This window comes from Rhodococcus sp. (in: high G+C Gram-positive bacteria) (assembly GCF_049299235.1).
Lineage (GTDB): Bacteria > Actinomycetota > Actinomycetes > Mycobacteriales > Mycobacteriaceae > Rhodococcus.
Genome location: NZ_JBAQXC010000358.1, coordinates 1 through 20,404, shown reverse-complemented (window position 1 = coordinate 20,404; position 20,404 = coordinate 1). Strand labels below are relative to the sequence as shown.

At 66.7% G+C, this 20,404-nt stretch carries 16 protein-coding genes and 1 tRNA gene; 6 read left to right on the top strand and 11 right to left on the bottom strand.

Going from position 1 to position 20,404, the window contains the following annotated elements:
- Positions 1–132: 132 nt before the first annotated feature.
- The 6 genes from WAX14_RS22445 to WAX14_RS22420 form a co-directional block, all read right to left on the bottom strand.
- The gene (locus WAX14_RS22445; protein ID WP_422630252.1) at positions 133–567 is read right to left on the bottom strand and encodes an acyl-CoA thioesterase; all 435 of its coding nucleotides are present in this window, start codon (positions 565–567) and stop codon (positions 133–135) included.
- A gap of 3 nt (positions 568–570) precedes the next feature.
- Positions 571–5,307 (bottom strand): NAD-glutamate dehydrogenase, encoded by a 4,737-nt coding sequence (locus WAX14_RS22440; RefSeq protein WP_422630253.1) that lies wholly within the window; start codon positions 5,305–5,307, stop codon positions 571–573.
- Positions 5,308–5,481: 174 nt separating this feature from the next.
- The gene (locus tag WAX14_RS22435; protein ID WP_422630251.1) at positions 5,482–5,895 is read right to left on the bottom strand and encodes an acyl-CoA thioesterase; all 414 of its coding nucleotides are present in this window, start codon (positions 5,893–5,895) and stop codon (positions 5,482–5,484) included.
- Positions 5,888–7,561 carry an energy-dependent translational throttle protein EttA gene (gene ettA / locus WAX14_RS22430; RefSeq protein WP_422630250.1) on the bottom strand — a complete coding sequence of 558 codons (1,674 nt, stop codon included), beginning with the start codon at positions 7,559–7,561 and terminating at the stop codon, positions 5,888–5,890. Before ettA ends, WAX14_RS22435 begins: the two co-directional genes overlap by 8 nt.
- A gap of 82 nt (positions 7,562–7,643) precedes the next feature.
- Positions 7,644–8,804 (bottom strand): lipase family protein, encoded by a 1,161-nt coding sequence (locus WAX14_RS22425; protein ID WP_422630249.1) that lies wholly within the window; start codon positions 8,802–8,804, stop codon positions 7,644–7,646.
- 64 nt (positions 8,805–8,868) lie between these two features.
- The gene (locus WAX14_RS22420) at positions 8,869–10,899 is read right to left on the bottom strand and encodes a cytochrome c oxidase assembly protein (protein ID WP_422630248.1); all 2,031 of its coding nucleotides are present in this window, start codon (positions 10,897–10,899) and stop codon (positions 8,869–8,871) included.
- Between the two features lie 142 nt (positions 10,900–11,041).
- On the opposite strand from WAX14_RS22420, the gene WAX14_RS22415 reads away from it, so the two are divergent.
- Positions 11,042–11,115, top strand: a tRNA-Arg gene (locus WAX14_RS22415).
- A 42-nt stretch (positions 11,116–11,157) separates the two neighbouring features.
- Here WAX14_RS22415 and WAX14_RS22410 read toward each other — a convergent pair.
- Positions 11,158–11,820, bottom strand: a complete 663-nt coding sequence (locus tag WAX14_RS22410) for a PaaI family thioesterase (RefSeq protein WP_422630247.1) — start codon at positions 11,818–11,820, stop codon at positions 11,158–11,160.
- Positions 11,821–12,060: 240 nt separating this feature from the next.
- Here WAX14_RS22410 and WAX14_RS22405 point away from each other — a divergent pair, with 240 nt between their 5' ends.
- From WAX14_RS22405 to WAX14_RS22395, 3 genes are read left to right on the top strand one after another with little or no spacing between them, the layout of a single operon-like run.
- The gene (locus WAX14_RS22405; protein WP_422630246.1) at positions 12,061–12,864 is read left to right on the top strand and encodes a DUF5602 domain-containing protein; all 804 of its coding nucleotides are present in this window, start codon (positions 12,061–12,063) and stop codon (positions 12,862–12,864) included.
- Positions 12,854–13,351, top strand: coding sequence for an SRPBCC family protein (locus WAX14_RS22400; RefSeq protein ID WP_422630245.1), 498 nt, complete (start codon positions 12,854–12,856; stop codon positions 13,349–13,351). The genes WAX14_RS22405 and WAX14_RS22400 overlap by 11 nt, the downstream gene beginning before the upstream one ends.
- On the top strand, positions 13,348–14,088 hold the full coding sequence (locus WAX14_RS22395; protein WP_422630244.1) for a hemerythrin domain-containing protein: 741 nt from the start codon (positions 13,348–13,350) through the stop codon (positions 14,086–14,088). Before WAX14_RS22400 ends, WAX14_RS22395 begins: the two co-directional genes overlap by 4 nt.
- On the opposite strand, the gene WAX14_RS22390 is transcribed toward WAX14_RS22395, so the two are convergent.
- The 4 genes from WAX14_RS22390 to WAX14_RS22375 all read right to left on the bottom strand — a co-directional run bounded on the left by WAX14_RS22390 (position 14,080) and on the right by WAX14_RS22375 (position 17,519).
- Positions 14,080–15,195, bottom strand: a complete 1,116-nt coding sequence (locus WAX14_RS22390) for a nucleotide disphospho-sugar-binding domain-containing protein (RefSeq protein WP_422630243.1) — start codon at positions 15,193–15,195, stop codon at positions 14,080–14,082. The genes WAX14_RS22395 and WAX14_RS22390 overlap by 9 nt on opposite strands.
- A gap of 76 nt (positions 15,196–15,271) precedes the next feature.
- Positions 15,272–15,688, bottom strand: a complete 417-nt coding sequence (locus WAX14_RS22385) for an ester cyclase (RefSeq protein WP_422630242.1) — start codon at positions 15,686–15,688, stop codon at positions 15,272–15,274.
- A 123-nt stretch (positions 15,689–15,811) separates the two neighbouring features.
- Positions 15,812–16,957, bottom strand: coding sequence for a response regulator transcription factor (locus tag WAX14_RS22380; protein ID WP_422630241.1), 1,146 nt, complete (start codon positions 16,955–16,957; stop codon positions 15,812–15,814).
- Between the two features lie 157 nt (positions 16,958–17,114).
- Positions 17,115–17,519 (bottom strand): DUF1304 domain-containing protein, encoded by a 405-nt coding sequence (locus WAX14_RS22375; protein ID WP_422630240.1) that lies wholly within the window; start codon positions 17,517–17,519, stop codon positions 17,115–17,117.
- A gap of 200 nt (positions 17,520–17,719) precedes the next feature.
- On the opposite strand from WAX14_RS22375, the gene WAX14_RS22370 reads away from it, so the two are divergent.
- Both WAX14_RS22370 and gdhA read left to right on the top strand, forming a co-directional pair.
- Complete coding sequence (locus WAX14_RS22370; RefSeq protein WP_422630239.1) at positions 17,720–18,904, top strand: helix-turn-helix transcriptional regulator; 1,185 nt, start codon at positions 17,720–17,722, stop codon at positions 18,902–18,904.
- Positions 18,905–18,981: 77 nt separating this feature from the next.
- A complete protein-coding gene (gene gdhA, locus WAX14_RS22365) occupies positions 18,982–20,325 on the top strand; it encodes an NADP-specific glutamate dehydrogenase (RefSeq protein WP_422630238.1) in 1,344 nt (447 codons plus the stop codon).
- Positions 20,326–20,404: the final 79 nt, after the last annotated feature.

Below are 20,404 nucleotides of genomic sequence, written 5' to 3'. Positions count from 1 at the left end.
AGCCCGTCGCGGCGACGATGCAGCCGGACGACGGCCGCCTCGTCGAGCCGGAGCGCCCGCCCCAGGAAGGTCGCGAGATCGGCACGGTCGTGCGGGTCCGGAACGCGGACCTGCCGTTCGGCGCGTGCCCCGTCAGTCACGACGCCACCGCTGCAGGAACTCGCGTTCGGCGGCGGTGAGCCGCCGCAACTTCTGGGTGTCGATGTCGAACGCGGCGATCTGCGTCGACGCGACGATCGAGGGTGGGGTGTCGACCGGGGCTCCACCCGGCCGTACCTCGTAGCCGATGGTGAAGTCGACCGCCCGTACCTTCTCGGTCCACATGACCACGTCGAGCGGGCTGTCCTCGTGGCGCAACTGCCCCCGGTAGCGCACGTGCAGGTCGGTGATCACGGCACCGTCACGCAGGCCAGCGGTGGGGCGCCCGTCGGCGAACAGCCACGGGATGCGGGCCTCCTCGAGCAAGGTCACCATCCGCGCGTGGTTGACGTGCTGGAAGGCATCCATGTCGGACCAGCGGACCACCACCTCGGCGTGGAACCCGAACTGCTCAGCCGCGTCCGTCACGTGCTACCTCCGCTCCGGTGCACCCGTGCGCACCATCGTCCTGATCTGCCGTGCCGCCACCATCAGGGTGGCCAGGTCCAGGCTTCCAGATGCGAAAATCTCCTCGAGCGCGCCCCTCGCGCGTACCAGCCGGGAACCGTTCGACAGTTCCCAGTCCTCGATCATCTCGACGCTGGTCTCGTCCGGTTCGGCGCCGGCGAGCACGTCGAGGGTCAGCGCCCGCAGCGATCCGTAGAGTTCGTCACGCAGAGCGAGCCGCGCCAGCGAATGCCAGCGATCACCCCGGTCGAGTTCGGACACTGCCGACAGCAGCCGGTCGACACCTAGATGGGCGTCCATCGCGTAGTACAACTCGGCGACGACAGCTTCGTCGCGTTCGACGATGTCGGCGATGTCGATGACGTCGAGCAGCGGGAACTGGTCGAGCAGACGGAACACTTCTTCGGTGAGCGTTCGAGGCGCGCCGCGGGTGAGCAGCGGCTCCATCCGGTCGGCCAGGTTCTCCCGGTGGTGGCCGCGCATCCACGTCCCCACCCGCGGGGCGAGCTGGGCGAATGCCGACCGGTAGCGGCTGATCTCGGCGCCGACAGCGAGCGGTTGCGGGCGGTTCGACAGCAACCATCGCGATGCCCGGTCCAGAACTCGATTGGTTTCGAGCAGTAGGTCGTCGGCGAGATCGGTGGGGATGCCTGCGCTGCGGATCCGCTCCCACATCAGGGGAAGCCCGAAGATCTCGGTGCCCGCCGCGTATGCCCGGATCGCGTCGGCGCTCGACGCGCCGGCATCCTCGGTCAACCGGTACACGTAGCTGATGCCGCCGTTGTCGACGGTTTCGTTCGCGAGGATCGTCGCGACGATCTGCCTGCGGAGCGGATGCGCCTTGATACCGGTGCGGAATCGTTGCCGCAGCGGCCCCGGGAAGTAGCCGGGCAGCCGCGCGGCGAAGGTGTCGCTGTCGGGCAGGTCGGTGTCGAGCAGGTCGTCGACGAGCGCCAGTTTCACGTGGGCGAGCAGGGTGCACAACTCCGGCGAGGACAGCCCCTCGCCCCCCTCGAGCCGCAGGTCGATCTCCTCGTTGTCCGGCAGCGCCTCCAGCGTCCGGTCCAGCCGACGGTCCGCGACGAGGGCATTCAGCTGCCGTTGATGCACACCGAGCAATTCCGGTGCCGACGCGCGGGACAACCCGAGCACCCCGTTCTGCGCGATGTTGTCGGCGAGCACCAGGTGAGCGACGTCGTCGGTCATGGATTCGAGGAGCGAATTGCGTTCGGATGCCGGGAGGTTCCCGTCGGCGATCATCGAATCGAGCAGGATTTTGATGTTGACCTCGTGGTCGGAGCAATCCACCCCGGCGGAGTTGTCGATCGCGTCGGTGTTGATCTTACCGCCGCCGCGGGCGTACTCGATGCGACCGAGTTGGGTCACCCCGAGGTTGCCGCCCTCCCCCACCACCCGTGCCCGGATGCCGTCGCCGTCGATACGGACCGGGTCGTTGCTCTTGTCGCCGACATCGGCGTGTGTTTCGGTACTCGCCTTGATGTAGGTTCCGATACCGCCGTTCCACAGCAGGTCGACGGGGGCACGCAGAATCGCGCGGATCAGCTCGGGTGGGGGCAGTTCGGTGACCTCGTCGGGCAGGCCGAGCACGGCCCGGGCCTGCGGTGCCAACGGTATCGACTTGCGGGTGCGTTCCCACACACCGCCGCCCGCGCCGATCAGCGCCGGAGCATAGTCGGCCCAGGACGATCGGGGCAGGTCGAACAAGCGTCGGCGTTCGCGGTAGGACCGGGCGGCATCGGGTTCCGGATCGAGGAAGATGTGCCGGTGGTCGAACGCGGCAACGAGTCGGATGTGTCTGCTGAGCAGCATCCCGTTGCCGAAGACGTCACCGCTCATGTCTCCGATACCGACGACGGTGAAGTCGGTGGTCTGGGTGTCGAAGCCGAATTCGGCGAAGTGGCGTTTGACGCTCTCCCACGCGCCGCGCGCGGTGATGCCCATCTCCTTGTGGTCGTAGCCGGCCGATCCACCCGAGGCGAATGCGTCGTCGAGCCAGAAATGATGTTCGCGCGCAACCATATTGGCGATATCGGAGAACGATGCGGTGCCCTTGTCCGCGGCGACGACCAGGTAGGTGTCGTCGCCGTCGCGACGGACCACCCGTGCGGGCGGGACGGCCGCCCTGGTGGCGCGGTCGAGGTTGTCGGTCACCTCCAACATGCCGGCGATGAACCGGCGATAGCACCGTTCGCCCTGTTCGCGTGCGGCGACGCGGTCGGCGGCGGCATCCCCGGTCGGCGCGGCACGCTTCTTCACGACGAACCCGCCCTTCGCCCCGACCGGCACGATCACGGCGTTCTTGACGGCCTGCGCTTTGGCAAGGCCGAGGATCTCGGTGCGGTAGTCCTCGCGGCGATCGGACCAGCGCAATCCACCTCGTGCGACCGGACCGAACCGCAGGTGCACACCCTCGACCTCGGGCGCGTAGACGAACATTTCGAATTTCGGTCGCGGGCGCGGTAATTCGTCGATGTCGGTGGGATCGAGCTTGAGGGTCAGGACACGCCCGGCCGCATCGCGATCGTCGACGGGGACGAAATAGTTGGTGCGCAGGGTGGCGCGGATCAGGGCGAACAGTCCACGCAGGACGCGGTCGGCGTCGAGTCCCGCGACCGCGTCGATCGCACGGGTGAGGGCGGCGACGAGGTCGTGTTCGCGTGCCGCGGACACCGACGGGACCAGTTCCGGGTCGAACATCGCCTCGAACAGTTCGACGAACAGGCCGGTGATGTCCGGAGCGGCGAGGAGCACGCCGGCAATGCGGTATTCGCTGTACGGGAAGCCCGCCTGCTTCAAATATTTCGCATACGCACGGAGCATCGCGGCCCGACGCCAGGTCAATCCGGCGCGCAGCACCAGTTCGTTGAATCGGTCGCCGTCGACGGCGCCGTGCCACACCACCTCGAAGGCGTCGGTGAAGCGTTGCGGCACAGTCGAGTCCGGTTCCACATCGACGGGCAGATCGAGTCCGAAATCGTAGATCCAGCAGCTCATCCGGTCTGCGCGGATGATCTGATACGGGCGTTCGTCGACGACGTCGACGCCGAGGCTCTGCAGTGCAGGCAGCACCCGACTCAGGGTGATCCCCTCACTGCCGATGTACAACGCGAACCGCCACCGGCGCGGTGTGCCGCCGTCGGGGCGATAGAGCAGCATATCGATCGAGTCGGCGTGCAACTCCTCGAGACGCGCCACGTCGGCGAGCGCGTGCGCCGGGTCGAAGTCCTCCTTGTAGGCGTCGGGCAGTGCGTCCGCGTAGCGCTGCACGAGCGCAGGGTCGACGGTCGGGTCACCCGCGGCGATCTCGGCAAGCCGGTCGTCCCAGCTCCGACTGGCCTCGGCGAGCAGACCTTGAATGCGCTGCCGTTCGGCCTCGGACACCTCGGCCCTGACCGCGGGCGCACCGGGCGCCGACCGGATCGTGACATGCAGCAATGCGAGATCACCTTCGGTGACTCGTGCAGTGTAATCGATTGTGCCCCCGCCATATTCGCGGTGCAGAATCTTCTGCATGGCGGTGCGGACACGGGTGGTGTAGCGGTCGCGCGGCAGATAGACCAGGCACGAGACGTACCGCCGGAACGGATCGGCACGCACGAACAGGCGCACCTGTCGGCGCATCCCGACAACCGAGGACACCGTGTCGTAGACGGTGTCGGAGTTCATCGAGAACAGTTCGATCCGTGGCATCGACTGGATGATCTCGAGCATCGCCTGCCCGGTGAACGAGGATATCGGCACCCCGGCCCGCGCGATCGCCCCGCGCACCCGGCGCGACAGCATCGGAATGTCGAGCACGTTCTCGTGCAGCGCGGTCACCGTGAACACGCCGACGAAGCGGTGCTCACCGACCGCGCGACCACCGCCGTCGAGGACGGCGACATCGACGAAGTACGGATACACCGACCGATGCACCGTCGCAGGCAACGACCCCTGGGTGAGCATCACCACCGACCGGTCCGGCGATTCGACGAGGCCGGGCAGATCGACGGGATCGTGCGCCGTCATGTCCCGCAACACACCGAGACCGCTACCCGGAACCTGGTGTGCACGTCGCGTGCCCTCGCCGTCCGATGCGCCGAGGTCGTACTGCCGGTATCCGAGGAGGGTGTAGTTTCCCTGTGCGAGCCAGCGCAGCAGCGCCGCCGTCTCGGCCAACTCGGCCGCGGTGCGCGATCCCGGCGGGTCGGTCGCCAGAACGTCCAGGTCCGCCGCGAGCGCACGGACACGGTCCTGCATCGCCTCGGTGTCCTCGACCACCTGGCGAACATCGGCGAGCACCACCGGAAGTTCCGCGTCCACGGCGTCGAGCGCACCGTCGGTGGTCGTGGGATGCAACTGCACGTGCATCCACGATTCGGCGGCCGTGTCCTCGCCCGCAAGGTCCGTCGTCAGTGTCACCAACTCCCCCGACGGCCCCCGTCGCGCACCGAAGATCGGGTGCACCACGTCACCGACGGTGATCCCCAGCCGGTCCAGCAACGCGGTCACGGACTCCACCAGCAACGGCATGTCGTCGGTGACGATGTGCACGGCCGGTCCGATACCGTCGCGGTGGCCTGCCCGGTAAATGTGGGTGACAGCGGTGTTCGCGGGGCGATATCGCCCCAGGTCGAGATGCGCGGCGGCCGCGCGACCCGGATCGACGAGGCCGCTCGCCCCCTGCCGGTACGCCCGCATCAGGACCTCGAATTCCGACGAAACACCCTGCGATACAGGCGACTCGGCCATGACCACCCTCCTCGTTCGGATCCGTCCGCACGAATGCGAACGCCGCGGACAGGCCCGAAGTCGAGCCTATCCGCGGCGAGGCGTGTCAGTAGCGAAACCGGTACCCGCGCGGCGGAACCGGTCTCAGCCGGCCGGCACCAGGTACTCACCGAGCGTCCGGCGTTCGTCGTCGGCGAGAGCCCTCGCGGTGTCGGTTGCCAGGTCGAACCCGACCAGCACCGCGTCACCGATCCCGCACACGTTTCCGCGCACGTCGGTAACGGTGTGCCGGAGCGTGTACGACGTGGTACCGATTCGCAGCACCGTCAACGTGACCGTGATCGGACCCGATTCGTCCTTGATGGGCCGCAGGAACTCGATGTCGGTCTTGCGCACCACCACCGGCGCGGGCGCGACCTGCGTGGACCGCAGAAACTTGACCCGTGCCTCCTGCATGTACTCGACGAACTTGGTGTTGTTCACGTGCCCGAGCCGATCGGAATCGGCCCAGCGCACCTCGAGTTGGCAGGAGAACGCGTTGCCACCGCGATCAGTCACGAGTCAGCTTCCGGTGCGTGACCCGGTGCGGACGGGCCGCTTCCGCGCCGAGGCGGTCGATCTTGTTCGCCTCGTACGCCTCGAAGTTCCCCTCGAACCAGAACCACTGGCCTTCCTCGACGTTTCCTTCCCACGCGAGGATGTGGGTGCAGGTGCGATCGAGGAACCAGCGGTCGTGGGAGATCACGACGGCGCAACCGGGGAACTGCTGTAGCGCGTTCTCGAGCGAACTCAGGGTCTCGACGTCGAGGTCGTTGGTCGGTTCGTCGAGCAGGATCAGGTTGCCGCCCTCCTTGAGGGTCAGCGCCAGGTTCAGGCGGTTGCGCTCACCACCGGAGAGCACCCCCGACTTCTTCTGCTGATCCGGTCCCTTGAAGCCGAACGCGCTGACATACGCGCGCGACGGCATCTCGTTCTGGCCGACCTCGATGAAGTCCATGCCGCCGGACACGACCTCCCACACGTTCTTGGTGGGATCGATGTTGGCGCGGTTCTGGTCGACATAGCTGAGCTTGACGGTGTCGCCCACCTTGACGGTGCCGCTGTCGGGCTCTTCGAGGCCGACGATGGTCTTGAACAGAGTGGTCTTACCGACACCGTTGGGGCCGATGACACCGACGATGCCGTTGCGCGGCAACGTGAAGGACAGATCCTTGATCAGGACCCGGCCGTCGAAGCCCTTGTCGAGGTGGTCGACCTCGACGACGACATTGCCCAGACGCGGCGGCGTCGGGATCTGGATCTCCTCGAAGTCCAGCTTGCGGTGCTTCTCGGCCTCCGCTGCCATCTCCTCGTAGCGACCGAGGCGGGCCTTGTTCTTGGTCTGCCGGGCCTTCGCGCCCGACCGGACCCATTCGAGCTCCTCTTTGAGGCGCTTCTGCAGCTTCTGGTCCTTCTTGCCCTGCACCTCGAGCCGCTCGGCCTTCTTCTCCAGGTAGGTGGAGTAGTTGCCCTCGTACGGATGCAGCTTGCCGCGGTCGACCTCACAGATCCACTGCGCGACATGATCGAGGAAGTACCGGTCGTGGGTGACGGCCAGGACGGCGCCCGGATAGGACGCGAGGAACTGCTCGAGCCACAGCACCGACTCCGCGTCGAGATGGTTGGTGGGTTCGTCGAGGAGCAGCAGGTCGGGCTTGCTCAGCAGCAGTTTGCACAGCGCGACACGGCGACGCTCACCACCGGAGAGGTGGGTGACGGGTTCGTCGGCCGGCGGGCAGCGCAGCGCGTCCATGGCCTGCTCGAGCTGCGAGTCGACATCCCACGCGTTGGCGTGGTCGAGCTCCTCCTGGAGCTTGCCCATCTCGTCCATGAGCTCGTCGGAGTAGTCGGTCGCCATGAGCTCGGCGATCTCGTTGAACCGGTCGAGCTTGACCTTGATCTCGCCGAGGCCCTCCTCGACGTTGCCGCGGACCGTCTTCTCCTCGTTGAGCGGCGGTTCCTGCAGCAGGATGCCGACGGTCGCCTCCGGATCGAGAAACGCCTCGCCGTTGCTGGGCTGGTCCAACCCGGCCATGATCTTGAGGATCGACGACTTACCCGCGCCGTTCGGTCCGACCACACCGATCTTGGCTCCCGGGTAGAAGCTCATGGTGACGTCATCGAGGATGACCTTGTCACCGTGCGCCTTGCGCACCTTCTTCATCGTGTAAATGAACTCCGCCATGCGGTCCAGCGTATCGGTCCGAGCGTGGGAACCCACATCCTGGAGTTCCTCCCCACCGCGCCGCGCGCACGACGCGGTGCGGCTATCCGGCGAACAACTGCGCTACGAACGGCGTCGTGTCCGGCAACGATGCGGACATCGTGTCGCCGTGGCCTCCCGGATACGTCCGATAGTGCAGGTCAGCGCCACCGACGGTGAGATCGACAGCCAGTTTCCCCGACAGCGGCGCCGGCACCATCGTGTCGCGCAGACCTTGCCCGATGAACAACGGCCGGTCGTAGCCGGCAGTCGGCACCGCAACATAGTCGGCGAACGCAGACCGGAACCGATCGTCGCCGAGCGGCCGGGCGAGTAGTTGCCCCACGCCGACGTCGCCGTATCGCTCACCGAATGCGTCGTAACACAGCGTTTCGGCGGCATCGACCACGTCGACCCCCAGCGGCGACAGGTAGCTGTTCACGTCCAGGTCGGGCCGCGCGGCCCGCAGGCCGGCGAACAGGTAGCCGCTGTATTCCGTCAGCCCGTCGAGGCCGAGATCGGGAAACCCTGGGAAGCCCAGCGGGAACAGCAACTCGAGGTTCGCGGGAGCACCCGTGGTGACCGTGCCCCTGAAGTCCAGTTCGGGGGCGCGGGTGGTGGCCAGATGCGCGGTGTGCAACGCGGCGTGCCCGCCCTGGGACTGCCCGATCACCACCCATCGGTCCGACAACCCCGGTTCGACGGCTCGGGCCGCCCGGACGATATCGACGACGCTGTTCGCGGCGCTCGGACCGTCCAGGTAGGTGTGGACACCGGCGGTGCCGAGACCCGGATAGTCCGCCGCGACCACCGCATACCCCTGGTCGAGCCAGTGGTCGAGGTAGGCGGAGTCGCGGGGGCCACGCGGCCGCGTCGACGGGGCACAGTCGTCGCCGATGCCGTACGTCCCGTGCGTCCACGCCACCACCGGACGGCCCTCGGCCGGCGCGGGACCGGGCGGCAGGAACAGCACGCCGGTCCCGACGGTCGGGGCACCGGACCGCATCTGCGTGTGGTATTCGATTCGCTCGGCGACCGCGGCTCCCGGCAGGGACAGGTCGCCCGGCAGGGACCGCACGTCGATCACCGATCCCGGCGCCGGGTCGGCCCTCGCCGTCACTGCCGTCGGGCCGTACAGCGTCGGCGCGAGGGCACCACCCAGCACCGCGCCACCGAGCACCGCAGCGCCCGACACCGCAGCCCATCCGATCCGAATCCGTCCCATTGCTTTCCCCCCAGTGTCCGAATTCGTCCGTCTCGGTATTCGTCGTAGCGGCAGCGGAACGACCTCAGCTACCTTCGCGGTCGCGCCGGGCGAGTTCGGCGAACATCGCGTTGTGCGCGGCGAGGTCGGCATCGTGATCGCGTTCGGCGGCGCGGTCGACGCGCCGCGCGGTGCGGTCGTCGCTGCGCGACCACTGCACCAGCAGCGACAACATCACCAGGACCAGCGGGATCTCACCGGCAGACCAGGCGATGCTGCCGCCGACCTGCTGGTCGGAGAACAGGTCGCTGTTCCACGGAAGCGCCAGGCCACGGTAGTACGACTCGGCCATCACCGAACCCATGCTCATCAGGGTGACACCGAAGAACGCGTGGAACGGCAGCGAACCGAACACCATCGCGAGTTTCGTCACCGGCTGCACGTCCCGCGGGGACGGGTCGACACCGATGACCACCCAGTAGAACAGGTAGCCACTCATCAGGAAGTGCAGGTTCATCAGCACGTGCGCGGCATGACTGTCCGCCGAGGATTCGAAGATGCCACCCAGGTACAGCGCGTAGAAACCACCGACGAACATCACCGACGCCACCAGCGGATGAGTGAAGAACCGCGAAGGCGGACTGTGCAGCAGTTCGAGTATCCATTCGCGGGGACCCGGTGCCCCATCGCGGCCGGCCGGCCGGAAGGCGCGCAACGCGAGGGTCATCGCTCCGCCGAGCGCGAGCAACACCGGAGCGAGCATCGACATCGCCATGTGCGCGCCCATGTGCACGCTGAACATGGCCGGCGAATACATGCCGACACCCGACGACGTCGCGATCAACAACACGAAGCATCCGCTGAACCACGCGATCGCGCGGCCCACCGGCCACGAGTCGCCGCGCTTGCGCAGTGTCCACATGCCCAGCGCGTATCCGGCGGCCAACACGACCGCGGCGGTCCCGAAGATCAGATCGAAACGCCACGGCCCGAAGAACAGATTCGTGAACGTGGGGGCCGCATCGAGGTTGTAACCGAGTGCCACCTCGAGAACGCTCGGCGACGATGCCGGGGCGGGCGGCGGGGTCCGGCCCAGACCGACCGCCAAACCGACCGTCGCGGCCAGGAGAAACGCCTCCACCGCCGCGAATCGGACGAGGGCACCGCGGCTGGTGGGATCGGCTTCCAGCGCAGGCAACGCGCGACGACGCTGCGCCCAGCCCAGGATGCCGATCAGGATCAGGGCAACCGCCTTCGCTATGACGAGCCGACCGTAGGTGGTGGTTGCGAGATCGTCGAACGGCACCCGCACCGCGGAGTTGATGATGCCGCTCAACGCCATCACGACGAACGCGATCGCGGCGACGAACGAGAACCGGCGGGCCGCGAGATCGGTGTGGGCGCCGCCGCGTCGAGCATGCACGAACAACGCGAACAGGCCGCCTGCCCACACCGACGCCGCCACCAGGTGCAGCACGAGACTGTTGGTGGCCATGTCGTGTGAACCACCTGACGAGGAGTGGCCGGTCAGCGCGATCGGCATCAGTGTGAACAGCGACAACAGCAGCAGGTACGGCACCCACGACCAGCGCACCGCGAAGCGGATCAGCATCGCCAGTACCACTGCCAGAACCAGCGTCCACGCCCACGCGGAGGCGATGTCGACCTGGCCGACCGCATTCCACAGGTTCTCCGGTTTGATCGCCTCACCGATGGGCTGGCCGGAGGTGTCCGACAATGTCAGGGGCACGAGCAGCGCGGAGCACGCGGCCCACACGATCGCGGCAGCACCGGCGGTCCGCACCGTCCGGTAGCCGTCGACGTCGAGCACACCGTTGCGCTGCGGTGGGACAAGGAACGCGGCGAAGAACAACGATCCGATCGTCACGACCGCCGCGATCTCCGCGATGCCCCGGATCGCGGGCAGACCGTAGGTGGTGGCGGGACCGGGATCGGGGATGCCGAGAAGCACGAGCGCCTGGGACGCGGACAGCCCGACGACGATCGCCGCGACGATCGCCGACACGATGCCGAACAGGACGTACAGTGCGGACGTGCCCGATCGCACGGCGGGTGCGGATGCGGATTCGGGCTGCGCGAGGTCGGGTGCTGCCATGCGTACCAGGGTAGGACCTGCCGTGCGACGGCTACGACACGGCGTCGGAGCGTTCCGGTGGAGGCCTGGGACCGGCTTCCGCCGACCGCCGCGCACTGCCCGAATTTTCGGACGCGAACCGAACCGATACGATACTGCTCGCGCCTCCGTAGCTCAGGTGGATAGAGCAAGAGCCTTCTAATCTCTAGGTCGCAGGTTCGAATCCTGCCGGGGGCACCCTCAGTATCGGTCGGCGCGTGGGTGCGGAGTGCCGCCCGATCAGTTCTGCGATTCGAACTCGGCTCGCGCGTCGGCGAACCACCGCGGCGAGATGAAGATCCCTTCCGCTTCCACACAGATTCCGTCGGGTCCGGCGATATACCCGGTGACGAACGCCTTGCGGCCCTCGACGCGGTCGATCTTCGCCTCGGCGTGCAAGTCGCCGAGCGGGGTGGGTGTGCGGTAACGCAGGGTGAGGGTTCCGGTCATGCCGGGGGATCCACCGACCCGGGCCGCGTCGCCGAGTACCTGATCGAGGATGAGCGCGGAGACTCCACCGTGTGTGTACCCGGCCGGTCCTTCGTAGCCGATGTGCAGGTGGAAGTCCGCCCACACCCGCCCGTCCGCGTCGGTGTGGATCTCGAGCGGCGGCGCGACCGCGTTGCGCAGGCCGGACGCGGCATTTCCCCACGTGCGGAAGTTTCCGGAGTCGTTGAACCGGGTGCCGAACGGTCCCGGCTCTCGCCGACCGGCAAGGATTTCGGTGGCCGCCGCGAGATGTTCCCGGGCCCGGCGGATCTCGTTGTCGTCGGCTTGGGTGGAGATGCCGAGCGGGATCAGCGCACGGATGTCCTCGGCCAGCGGCCCGTACAGTGCCGCCTGCCGTGCGATCTCCTCTTCGGACAGGCCGTCGTTGATGTAGAGGCTGCCGACGTCGGTCATCTGGGCTCCTGCGGTCGCGAAGACGGGTCACCGGATTCGACTGAGTGGATCGCGTGCTGTCAATTTCGCGTTCCGATGACCGGGACGGTTACTCACCCGCATCCGTCGACGTCACCCCCTCGCCCGAGGGATCGCCCTGGATGCGGTGCCCGTCCGATACTGGGAACAGCAGGATCCGACCACGATGTATGTGTACGAATCATGCAGTGCTCGAACGGGACTCGACAAGGAGATCGAATCATGCGACACCATCGAATGTTCCGATCCGCAGGACTGGCGGTCGCGGCGTGCGTGGTCGCGAGCGGGTCGGTCTGGCACAACGCGACTGCCGTGCCGGACGAGAGCCACACGCACTTCGGTTCCACCGCGACCGCCGGCAACGGGGTGATTCGAACATTCACCTCGGTCGATGCGGCCGGCAATCCGACGGCCGTCGGCATCCGGATGTCGGCGGACGCACTCGACGGACTTCCCGACGACGGCGCGATGCTCATGCTCGACGTCCCCGAGACAGCGGCAGCGACCGCCTTCGACCATGTGATGATCAACTGGAATCCACGCGGCCATCCTCCCGAAACCCTCTTCGGTAAACCACATTTCGATCTGCAGTTCTACATGACCGACATGGCGTCGATCGAACGGATCGATCCCGCCGCACCCGACTTTGCTATTCGCGCCGCGAATCTACCCGCTCCGCAGTACATGCCGCGGGGCTATGTTCTCCCGCCCGGACCCGCGGCCGAGCAAGTGGTGCCGTTCATGGGGGCGCATTGGCTGGACGCGACCGAAGGCATGATCCCGGGTGTCTACGACTTCACCGAGACATTCATCAACGGGTCGTGGGACGGAACCTACACGTTCATGGAGCCGATGATCACCCGAGCGTGGCTGCTCACCGGGCCGACGCTGAGGGAGGACATCGAGCAGCCTCAGGCCTATCAGCAGTCCGCCTACTACCCCACTGTCTACACCGTCCGATTCGACGACCGGACACAGGAGTTCGAGGTTGCACTGTCCGAGATGGTGTTCCGCGGTGAATCGTGACAATCCGGCAACCAACCACTGTTCGATGGGAGCAATCATGATCGTCACCGAGGAATCCGTCGCCGTCGACCGACCTGCCGAAGCGGTCTTCGACTTCTTCGCACACCCGGACGGTCCAGCACAGTTCATGACCAATGTACTTTCGTACAAATTGATCTCGGGTGAACCTGCCGCAGTGGGTTCGATCCTGCACGGCGTGGCCGATGTTGCCGGCCTACGACTCGAGGTCACCGAGGAACTCATCGGCGCGGAACGCGGCAGATATCTGCATCAGCGCAGCACAAACGGCCGTTTCCCGTACGAGGTCGAGCTTCGACTCGAACCCGACGGTGGAAGTACCCGAGTGACCTGGCGCCAGGAAGCCGGACTCATGCCCGGATTGTTCGTTGGCCTTCCGATCCACATCGTCTCGAAGTTGTACGCCCGCTACGTCCGCAGCAATCTCGAGCGTGCGAAAGTGCTCCTCGAATCGGAGGTGACACCATGAAACCGGACCCGAACGGACCTGCGGATACTCGAATGATGGGCATCCTGCACGACGCCCTGCGACGCGATCTCACTCGCACCCGCACCATTCTCACTGCAACGAACCCTCCGGCCGACACCCAGCGGATGGCAGTCTCGCATCACCTGATCTGGATGATGGAGTTTCTGCGCTACCACCACGGTGCCGAGGACAAGTTCCTGTGGCCGCTGATCCGACGCCTCGACCCACATGCCGGCCCACTGTTGGATCGGATGGACGCGGACCACACCCGGATCTCACCTCGAATCGACATCCTCGGCCATGCTGCCTTTGCGTATCGCGGCGACAACCACGCGACGACACCGACGGAGTTGGTTGCCGCACTCGACGGGCTCGAGGACGTGTTGCTGCCGCATCTGCGCGATGAGGAGGACGAGGCGATGCCACTCGTGTCCCGAACAATCTCCCGCAGACAGTGGGGCGACTGGGGTCATGACGTCATGAAGGACAAGCCGAAGTCGGAGTTGGCCCGTGAGGTCCCCTGGATCATCGACGGACTCGACGACGACCGGTTCCGAGTGATGGCCGACGCGCTGCCCGCACCGGCACGATTCGTCCTGCTTCACGCATTCGCCGGGCAATACCGGCGGGCGGCCGCAGAGCGGTGGGGGCCGGATGTCGATGTCGGCCCACAGGTTTCCACCCGCCATCGCATCTCCACCCACCTGTTCGCTCCGGCGGGCGGTCGATCAGGGTGAATCGATGAGTGCGAGAAGCCGATCCGCGGCGACCGACGGGCCATCGGTGGCCCGGAGCCGGGCGCCGAGCTCGGCCGCCGCGGTCCGATAGTGTGCCGAGCCCATCAGGTCATCGATCGCATCACGGATCCGGTCGGGTTTCGCCGACCTGCGGAGCACCTTCCCGACCCCGGCGTCGGCCACCGCCCTGCCGACGATCGGCTGGTCGGTGAGCCGCGACATCGGCAGGATCAGCATCGGAAGGCCGTATGCGAGAGCCCGGAATGTGGTGGCATGCCCACCGTGCCCGATCACCGCGGAGCATTGCGGCATCAGTTCGTTGTGCGGAATGTATCGGTGCACGGACACATTGGACGGTGCGTGGAAGCCCTCGGGATCGATCGACGGTCCGGTCGTGACGACCAACTCGATGTCGATGCCCTCGACGGCATCGAGGATGTTCTGCAGTGTCGTGCGCTGCCCCGGGAAGCCGGCCGTGCTGAGACTGGCGAGCACCCGTGGCGGGGTGTGACCTGCCGCCGCTTCCCGGACATCGTGCACGGCCCCGGTCCAGACCACGTGACCGTTCGTGCGCCGCGTTCCGTCGTGACCCGCGGGATCGAACGCCGGGTCCGAGCAGACCAGTTCGAGATCGGCCCCGTGCCAGACCCGGCGCGGGCCGAGCCCCTTCGCTCGGGGGACGACGCCGAACGGGCCACGCCGGAACGAACCGTCGAAAACCCCGTAGAAGGTGTGGAACAACGCGACGTGCGGCAGGCCCGCGCGCGCGGCCGCGTCGAGCACGTTGAACAGCATGCAGTCGACGACGACCAGGTCGGCCGGATCGTCCCGAACCTCGTTCAGCAGGTCGCGTCCGATCCCCGGGTCGGTCACCATCGCGAGTCCCATGGTCAGGACGGTCCATGTGCTCAACTGCGCGTGCGGCGTCCACGGTGGTGAGCTGCGATAGGCGCGGACCTCGAGCCCGGCCGATTCGATCACCGACTTCTGCATCGCGTGTCCGAGAACCCGGACGCGATGACCGCGGCGACGCAACTCCTTGCCTGTCTCCAACGCCGGTGGCACGTTGCCACCGGCCTCGAACGTCACGATCAGAATGTCGGACACGACATTGCCCCCTCACTTGGGCGCTGTGGGACGCGGTCACGGCCGAAGCCCGGGTCCGCGCCCCACGGTCACGCTGTCATTCCGGCAGTTCGAGCAAGCCGAGCTGGGTCAGCAACGTCGCCAGGTCGTAGTAGATCCGGGTCGAGTCGACCAGACCGTCGGTACCGATGTGCATGACCTCGCAATAACGCACGTTCATCTCGCGGCCGGTCGGCGACGTACTGCCGAAGGGGCCGTCGTTGCGTCCCTTGCCGTGGAAGGTCGCTACCGAGAAATCGGTCCCTTCCCGAAACTGGTCCTCGTCGATGCGTGCATCGGGGAACGCGGTGACCCAGCCCTGCAACCAACCCTTGAATTCTTCCGTGTTGCGCAGTGTCCAGCCGCGAGGCACATCCTCGTAGGTGAATCGTGCGGCGAGATGCCCATCCATCGCATCGAAATCGCGGTCGTTGAACATACCGTGGAGCTTGCGGTGAATATCACTGTTTCCCATGATGTTTCCTTCCGGTCTCCCCGCTGCCCCCGGATTTCGGCGAGCAGCGCTCTGCCCCTCGGGTTTCGCTGTCGTCCGGACAGTCGCTCGGGCAGTCCGGCAACAGCGTGGGCGGTGGACCCGCTACGGTGCGTTCGGCTCCGAACCGTGTCCGTCGCGCCGATGCACACCGGCAAACCAGCCGTCCGGTCCGACCGACGCACCGAAATGCGGCAGGTGGTGTGAGTAGAACAGATGTGCGACGAGTTCCTGACGGCTGTTCACACCGATCTTGGCGTAGATGCTCTTCAGGTGATCCTGGACGGTGTACGGGCTGATGAACATCCGCTGTCCGATCTCCGTGCGCGTCTCGCACGCGAGGACGTGTCCGAGAACTTCGGATTCTCGCGCGGTGAGCCGGTGCAGTTCGGTCACCAGCGCAATGATCTGCGCCGGCTGGGCCGGTTCCACTGTGACAACTACCCTGCCCCGCGCTCCCCGACCGTCCAGCCTCCCTGCCCGGAGCACCAGCCATTCACCGTCGGCCGTCCGTACACGGGTCACGACCGCCTCCCCCGAATTCCGGAAGCGCACAGCCGAGGCAACCGCGGGCATCATCCGAACGCAGGAGTCGCCGCCGATCCGATCGAGATATTCCGATGCTCGCGGTGTCACCGATTCCACCTCGTCGTCCTCCCCGACGACCACCACGGCAGGACCGTCGGACACCTCCGTCACCATCCGCGGCGTCTGCCGGATCAACGGCAACCGCAGTCCTTCCCCGATCTCACGCCCGCACGCGGCGAGCGCTCTCACATCCGTGTCGCCGAATCGGTGGCCGGGTCCGCGCATCAGCGTTCCCGCGCCCCACACCCGATCGTCGCGGCCCCGGAACACGAGGCGAACCTCGTCGTCCATGCCGAGCGGCTCGAGAATCTGCCCGTACGGCAACGTCTCCCGGATATCGCCGGCGACGGCGTCCCGGATCGTCTGGGCACCACCCGGTTCGCGGGCAAGCCTGCCGTAGGCGTTCGCGTACGGCGATGTGCCGTATTCCAATTCGGCGACCGAGGCGAACCCACGGCCGAGGGAGTTCGGCACGTCCATCATCGTGACGGACGTGAGCATCAGCGTTGCCGGATCTACCGTGCCGATGCAACCGCGGTCGAACGGGATCCGCGTGCGGACAGCCCGCAGCGCCGCCTGCCCGAATTCGGATGTGCTTGCGGTTGCGAGCGCGATATCTCGGAGGGACGAGCGAAGTGCCCCGGCCGTTCGTTTCTCGGCCATGTCTTCAGTATGCGCGGGCGGCGACGTCGCCAATACCCCCCGAGTGTGGGGGACCCCACCCACTCGGGTTCGACTGCACGGGTTGCCGTGGTGTTTGCCGGTCGATCAGAACGCCAACGACGACCCGGGAATCCGACGGCCCGGGAATCTCGATGGGTCAGGCGACGAGTAGCGCCACCAAGGCCACCAGCGGCGGCGTGGACTGGGAGGCGGCGCCGACCACACCGGCTCCGCGCGGCCGACTCATCGCCATCCGGTCCGAGACGAACAGCACGATCCCGGCCAGGAACATGAAGGTGCACGTGTAGATCACCAGGGTGCGACCCGGCATGTCACGGCCCGCCCACCACAGGACCACGCCGGCGATCGCCCCCGATCCGAGGAACAGGTTGTAGAAGCCCACGTTGAAGGCCCACAACCGGACGGGAGGGACATCCCGGGTGGGGACGCGGAACAGGTCTCGGTGGATGCCGGGCCGGAGAAACAGGATCGATTCCCACGCGAAAGCCAGCAGATGCACCCCGGCGGCGACCAGGGCCGCAACTTGGGCGACGACGATCATCGTTACCCACTTCCTTCCGCCGATCTGATGTTGCGCAGACCTGCCGGCGTGGCCGGCAGAGGCGGTAACTCCGCCGGTGCGTCGCCGGCCTGTTCGCAACGAAAACCTGGGATACCGCGACGCTAGGCCCGGCCGGAGCGGCGGAACATCCCCGGAATCTGGGATGCCGGCGCGGCCGAAGGCCAGCGCATACTGAACTCATGCTCGAAGTACGGGCGGAGCGGTTGTGCCGGGAGATCCTTGCATTGGCGGGCACCGGCGCCGACATCACGCAACTGCACGGTCGGGCCATCGAACTGGTCGACCACACCGTCCGCAGCGACCTGACGTGCTGGGCCCTGATCGATCCGGGAACCTTGACGGTTGGTTCGATGACCAGCGGTCACAATCGCATACCGCGCGAGTACGAACCGCTGCTCGCCGAATCCGAGTTCGGCGGCAAGGATCCCGCGACGTTCGCCGATCTCGCCCGCAGCGGCCGGACTGTCGTTCGAGCCTCCGATCTACCGGCTGCCGACGTCGCGCACAGCCTCCGGCACGGCGCGGTGTGGCGCCCCCTCGGACTCGACTGTGAGGCTCGGTTCACGTTTATCGTGGACGGATTTTTTTGGGGTGCCGCCGGATTCGTACGATCCGGACCGGATTTCACCGATCGCGAACTCGAGTTCCTGACGTTGACGGCGACGGCTCTCGCCGTCGCGACGCGCGCCGCTGCCGTCCACGTGGTGCAGTCGCGTCGCGGGGACGACCCGGGACCGGCGGTGGTACTGACCGACCCGGTGGGCGATCCGATCGGCCTCACCGCGGCGGCGCGGGACTGGCAGGACCGACTGGCCGGACAGGTGCGCTTGGCGGTGCTGTTGCGTGCCGCCACCGTCGGGGCACGATCGAGCCCCACCGGAGTCTTCCGCGCGCGGATTCACGACGGGCACGGATACTGGGTTCTGGTGCGCGCGACCGCTCTCGTCACCGACGGCGACGAGGGTCGCACGGTGGTCACCATCGAACCGGCCCCGGCCGAAGAGTTCACCGATCTGCTGTTCACGGCGTATGCGTTGACCGCGCGTGAGCGGGATGTGTGCGCCGATGTGTCGGCCGGATTGTCGACGGCCGAGATCGCACTGCGTCGTTGCATCACCTCGAACACGGTGCAGGACCACCTCAAGGCGGTGTACGCGAAAACGGGCGCGGGCAGCCGGGCGGAACTCGCGGCGCTGCTGGCCGGACGGCGGAGCGCGGCCCGCATTCGCCCGGCGGACCGAGACCGCGGAGGACGCAGGGCCGCACCGGAGGATTGCCCGAGAAGCGGATTAGACACCATCACCTGCGGTAATTCCCCCGCGCCTTCCAACGTGTGTCCAATCTCCCACCCGGGCACCTCGTAGGAGGGTGGGAGCATTACGGCCTATAGTGCACTGGGTAAATGTCATGTAACAGTGTTCTCACAAGTCAGGTGGTGGGCGTGTCGACCTCGGACCGCATCGAAGAGATCTACGAGCAGGTCAAGGCTCGCAACGCTGGTGAGCCCGAGTTCCATCAGGCCGCGGCCGAGGTGTTCGAGTCCCTGCACGTGGTTCTCGACCGGCACCCCTCGTACTTCGACTCCGGGCTGATCGAACGGCTCTGCGAGCCCGAGCGGCAGATCATCTTCCGTGTCCCGTGGATCGACGACCAGGGCCAGGTACACGTCAACCGCGGCTTCCGCGTGCAGTACAACAGTGTGCTCGGCCCCTACAAGGGTGGCCTGCGCTTCCACCCGAGCGTCAACCTCGGCATCGTGAAGTTCCTCGGCTTCGAACAGATCTTCAAGAACGCGCTCACCGGTCTGCCGATCGGCGGCGGCAAGGGCGGCTCGGACTTCGACCCCAAGGGCCGGTCCGAGCAGGAGATCATGCGCTTCTGCCAGTCGTTCATGACTGAACTGCACCGCCACATCGGTGAGTACACCGACGTTCCCGCGGGTGACATCGGCGTCGGCGGTCGCGAGATCGGCTACCTGTTCGGCCAGTACAAGCGCCTCACCAACTCCTACGAGTCCGGTGTGCTCACCGGCAAGGGCCTCACCTGGGGCGGCTCGCAGGTACGGAGGGAAGCCACCGGCTACGGCGCCGCGTATTTCGTCAACGAGATGGCCAAAACCGCGGGCACCAGCCTCGAGGGTCGCACCGCTGTCGTTTCCGGATCGGGCAACGTCGCGATCTACGCCATCGAGAAGATCCACCAACTCGGCGGTAAGGCCATCGCCTGCTCCGACTCGTCCGGATACATCGTCGACAAGGCCGGTATCGACCTGGATCTGCTCAAGGAGATCAAGGAAGTCCGGCGCGGACGGATCTGCGAGTACATCGACGAGCGTTCCGACGCCGAGTTCTACTCCGGCGGCAGCATCTGGAACGTGCCGTGCGACATCGCCCTGCCGTGTGCCACCCAGAACGAACTCGACGAGGACGCAGCGAAGGTCCTGGTCAACAACGGCGTCAAGCTCGTCGCCGAGGGCGCGAACATGCCCACCACACCCGGAGGCATCTCGGTGTTCCGCGACGCCGGTGTGGCGTTCGCGCCGGGCAAGGCCGCCAATGCCGGTGGCGTCGCGACGTCCGCCCTCGAGATGCAGCAGAACGCGTCGCGCGACTCGTGGCACTTCGACTACACGGACGAGCGTCTGGCCGGCATCATGCGCGATATCCACACCCGGTGTGTGGAGACGGCTGCCGAGTACGGCAAGCCGGGCGACTACGTTCACGGCGCGAATATCGCCGGCTTCGTGAAGGTCGCCGACGCGATGTTCGCCCTCGGGGTGATCTGACCGGTCCTCCGTTCGATAGGGGCTGGCCCGCTCCTCGGGGAGCGGGCCTGCCCGTATCGGTGCTGCTCCGTATCGGTGC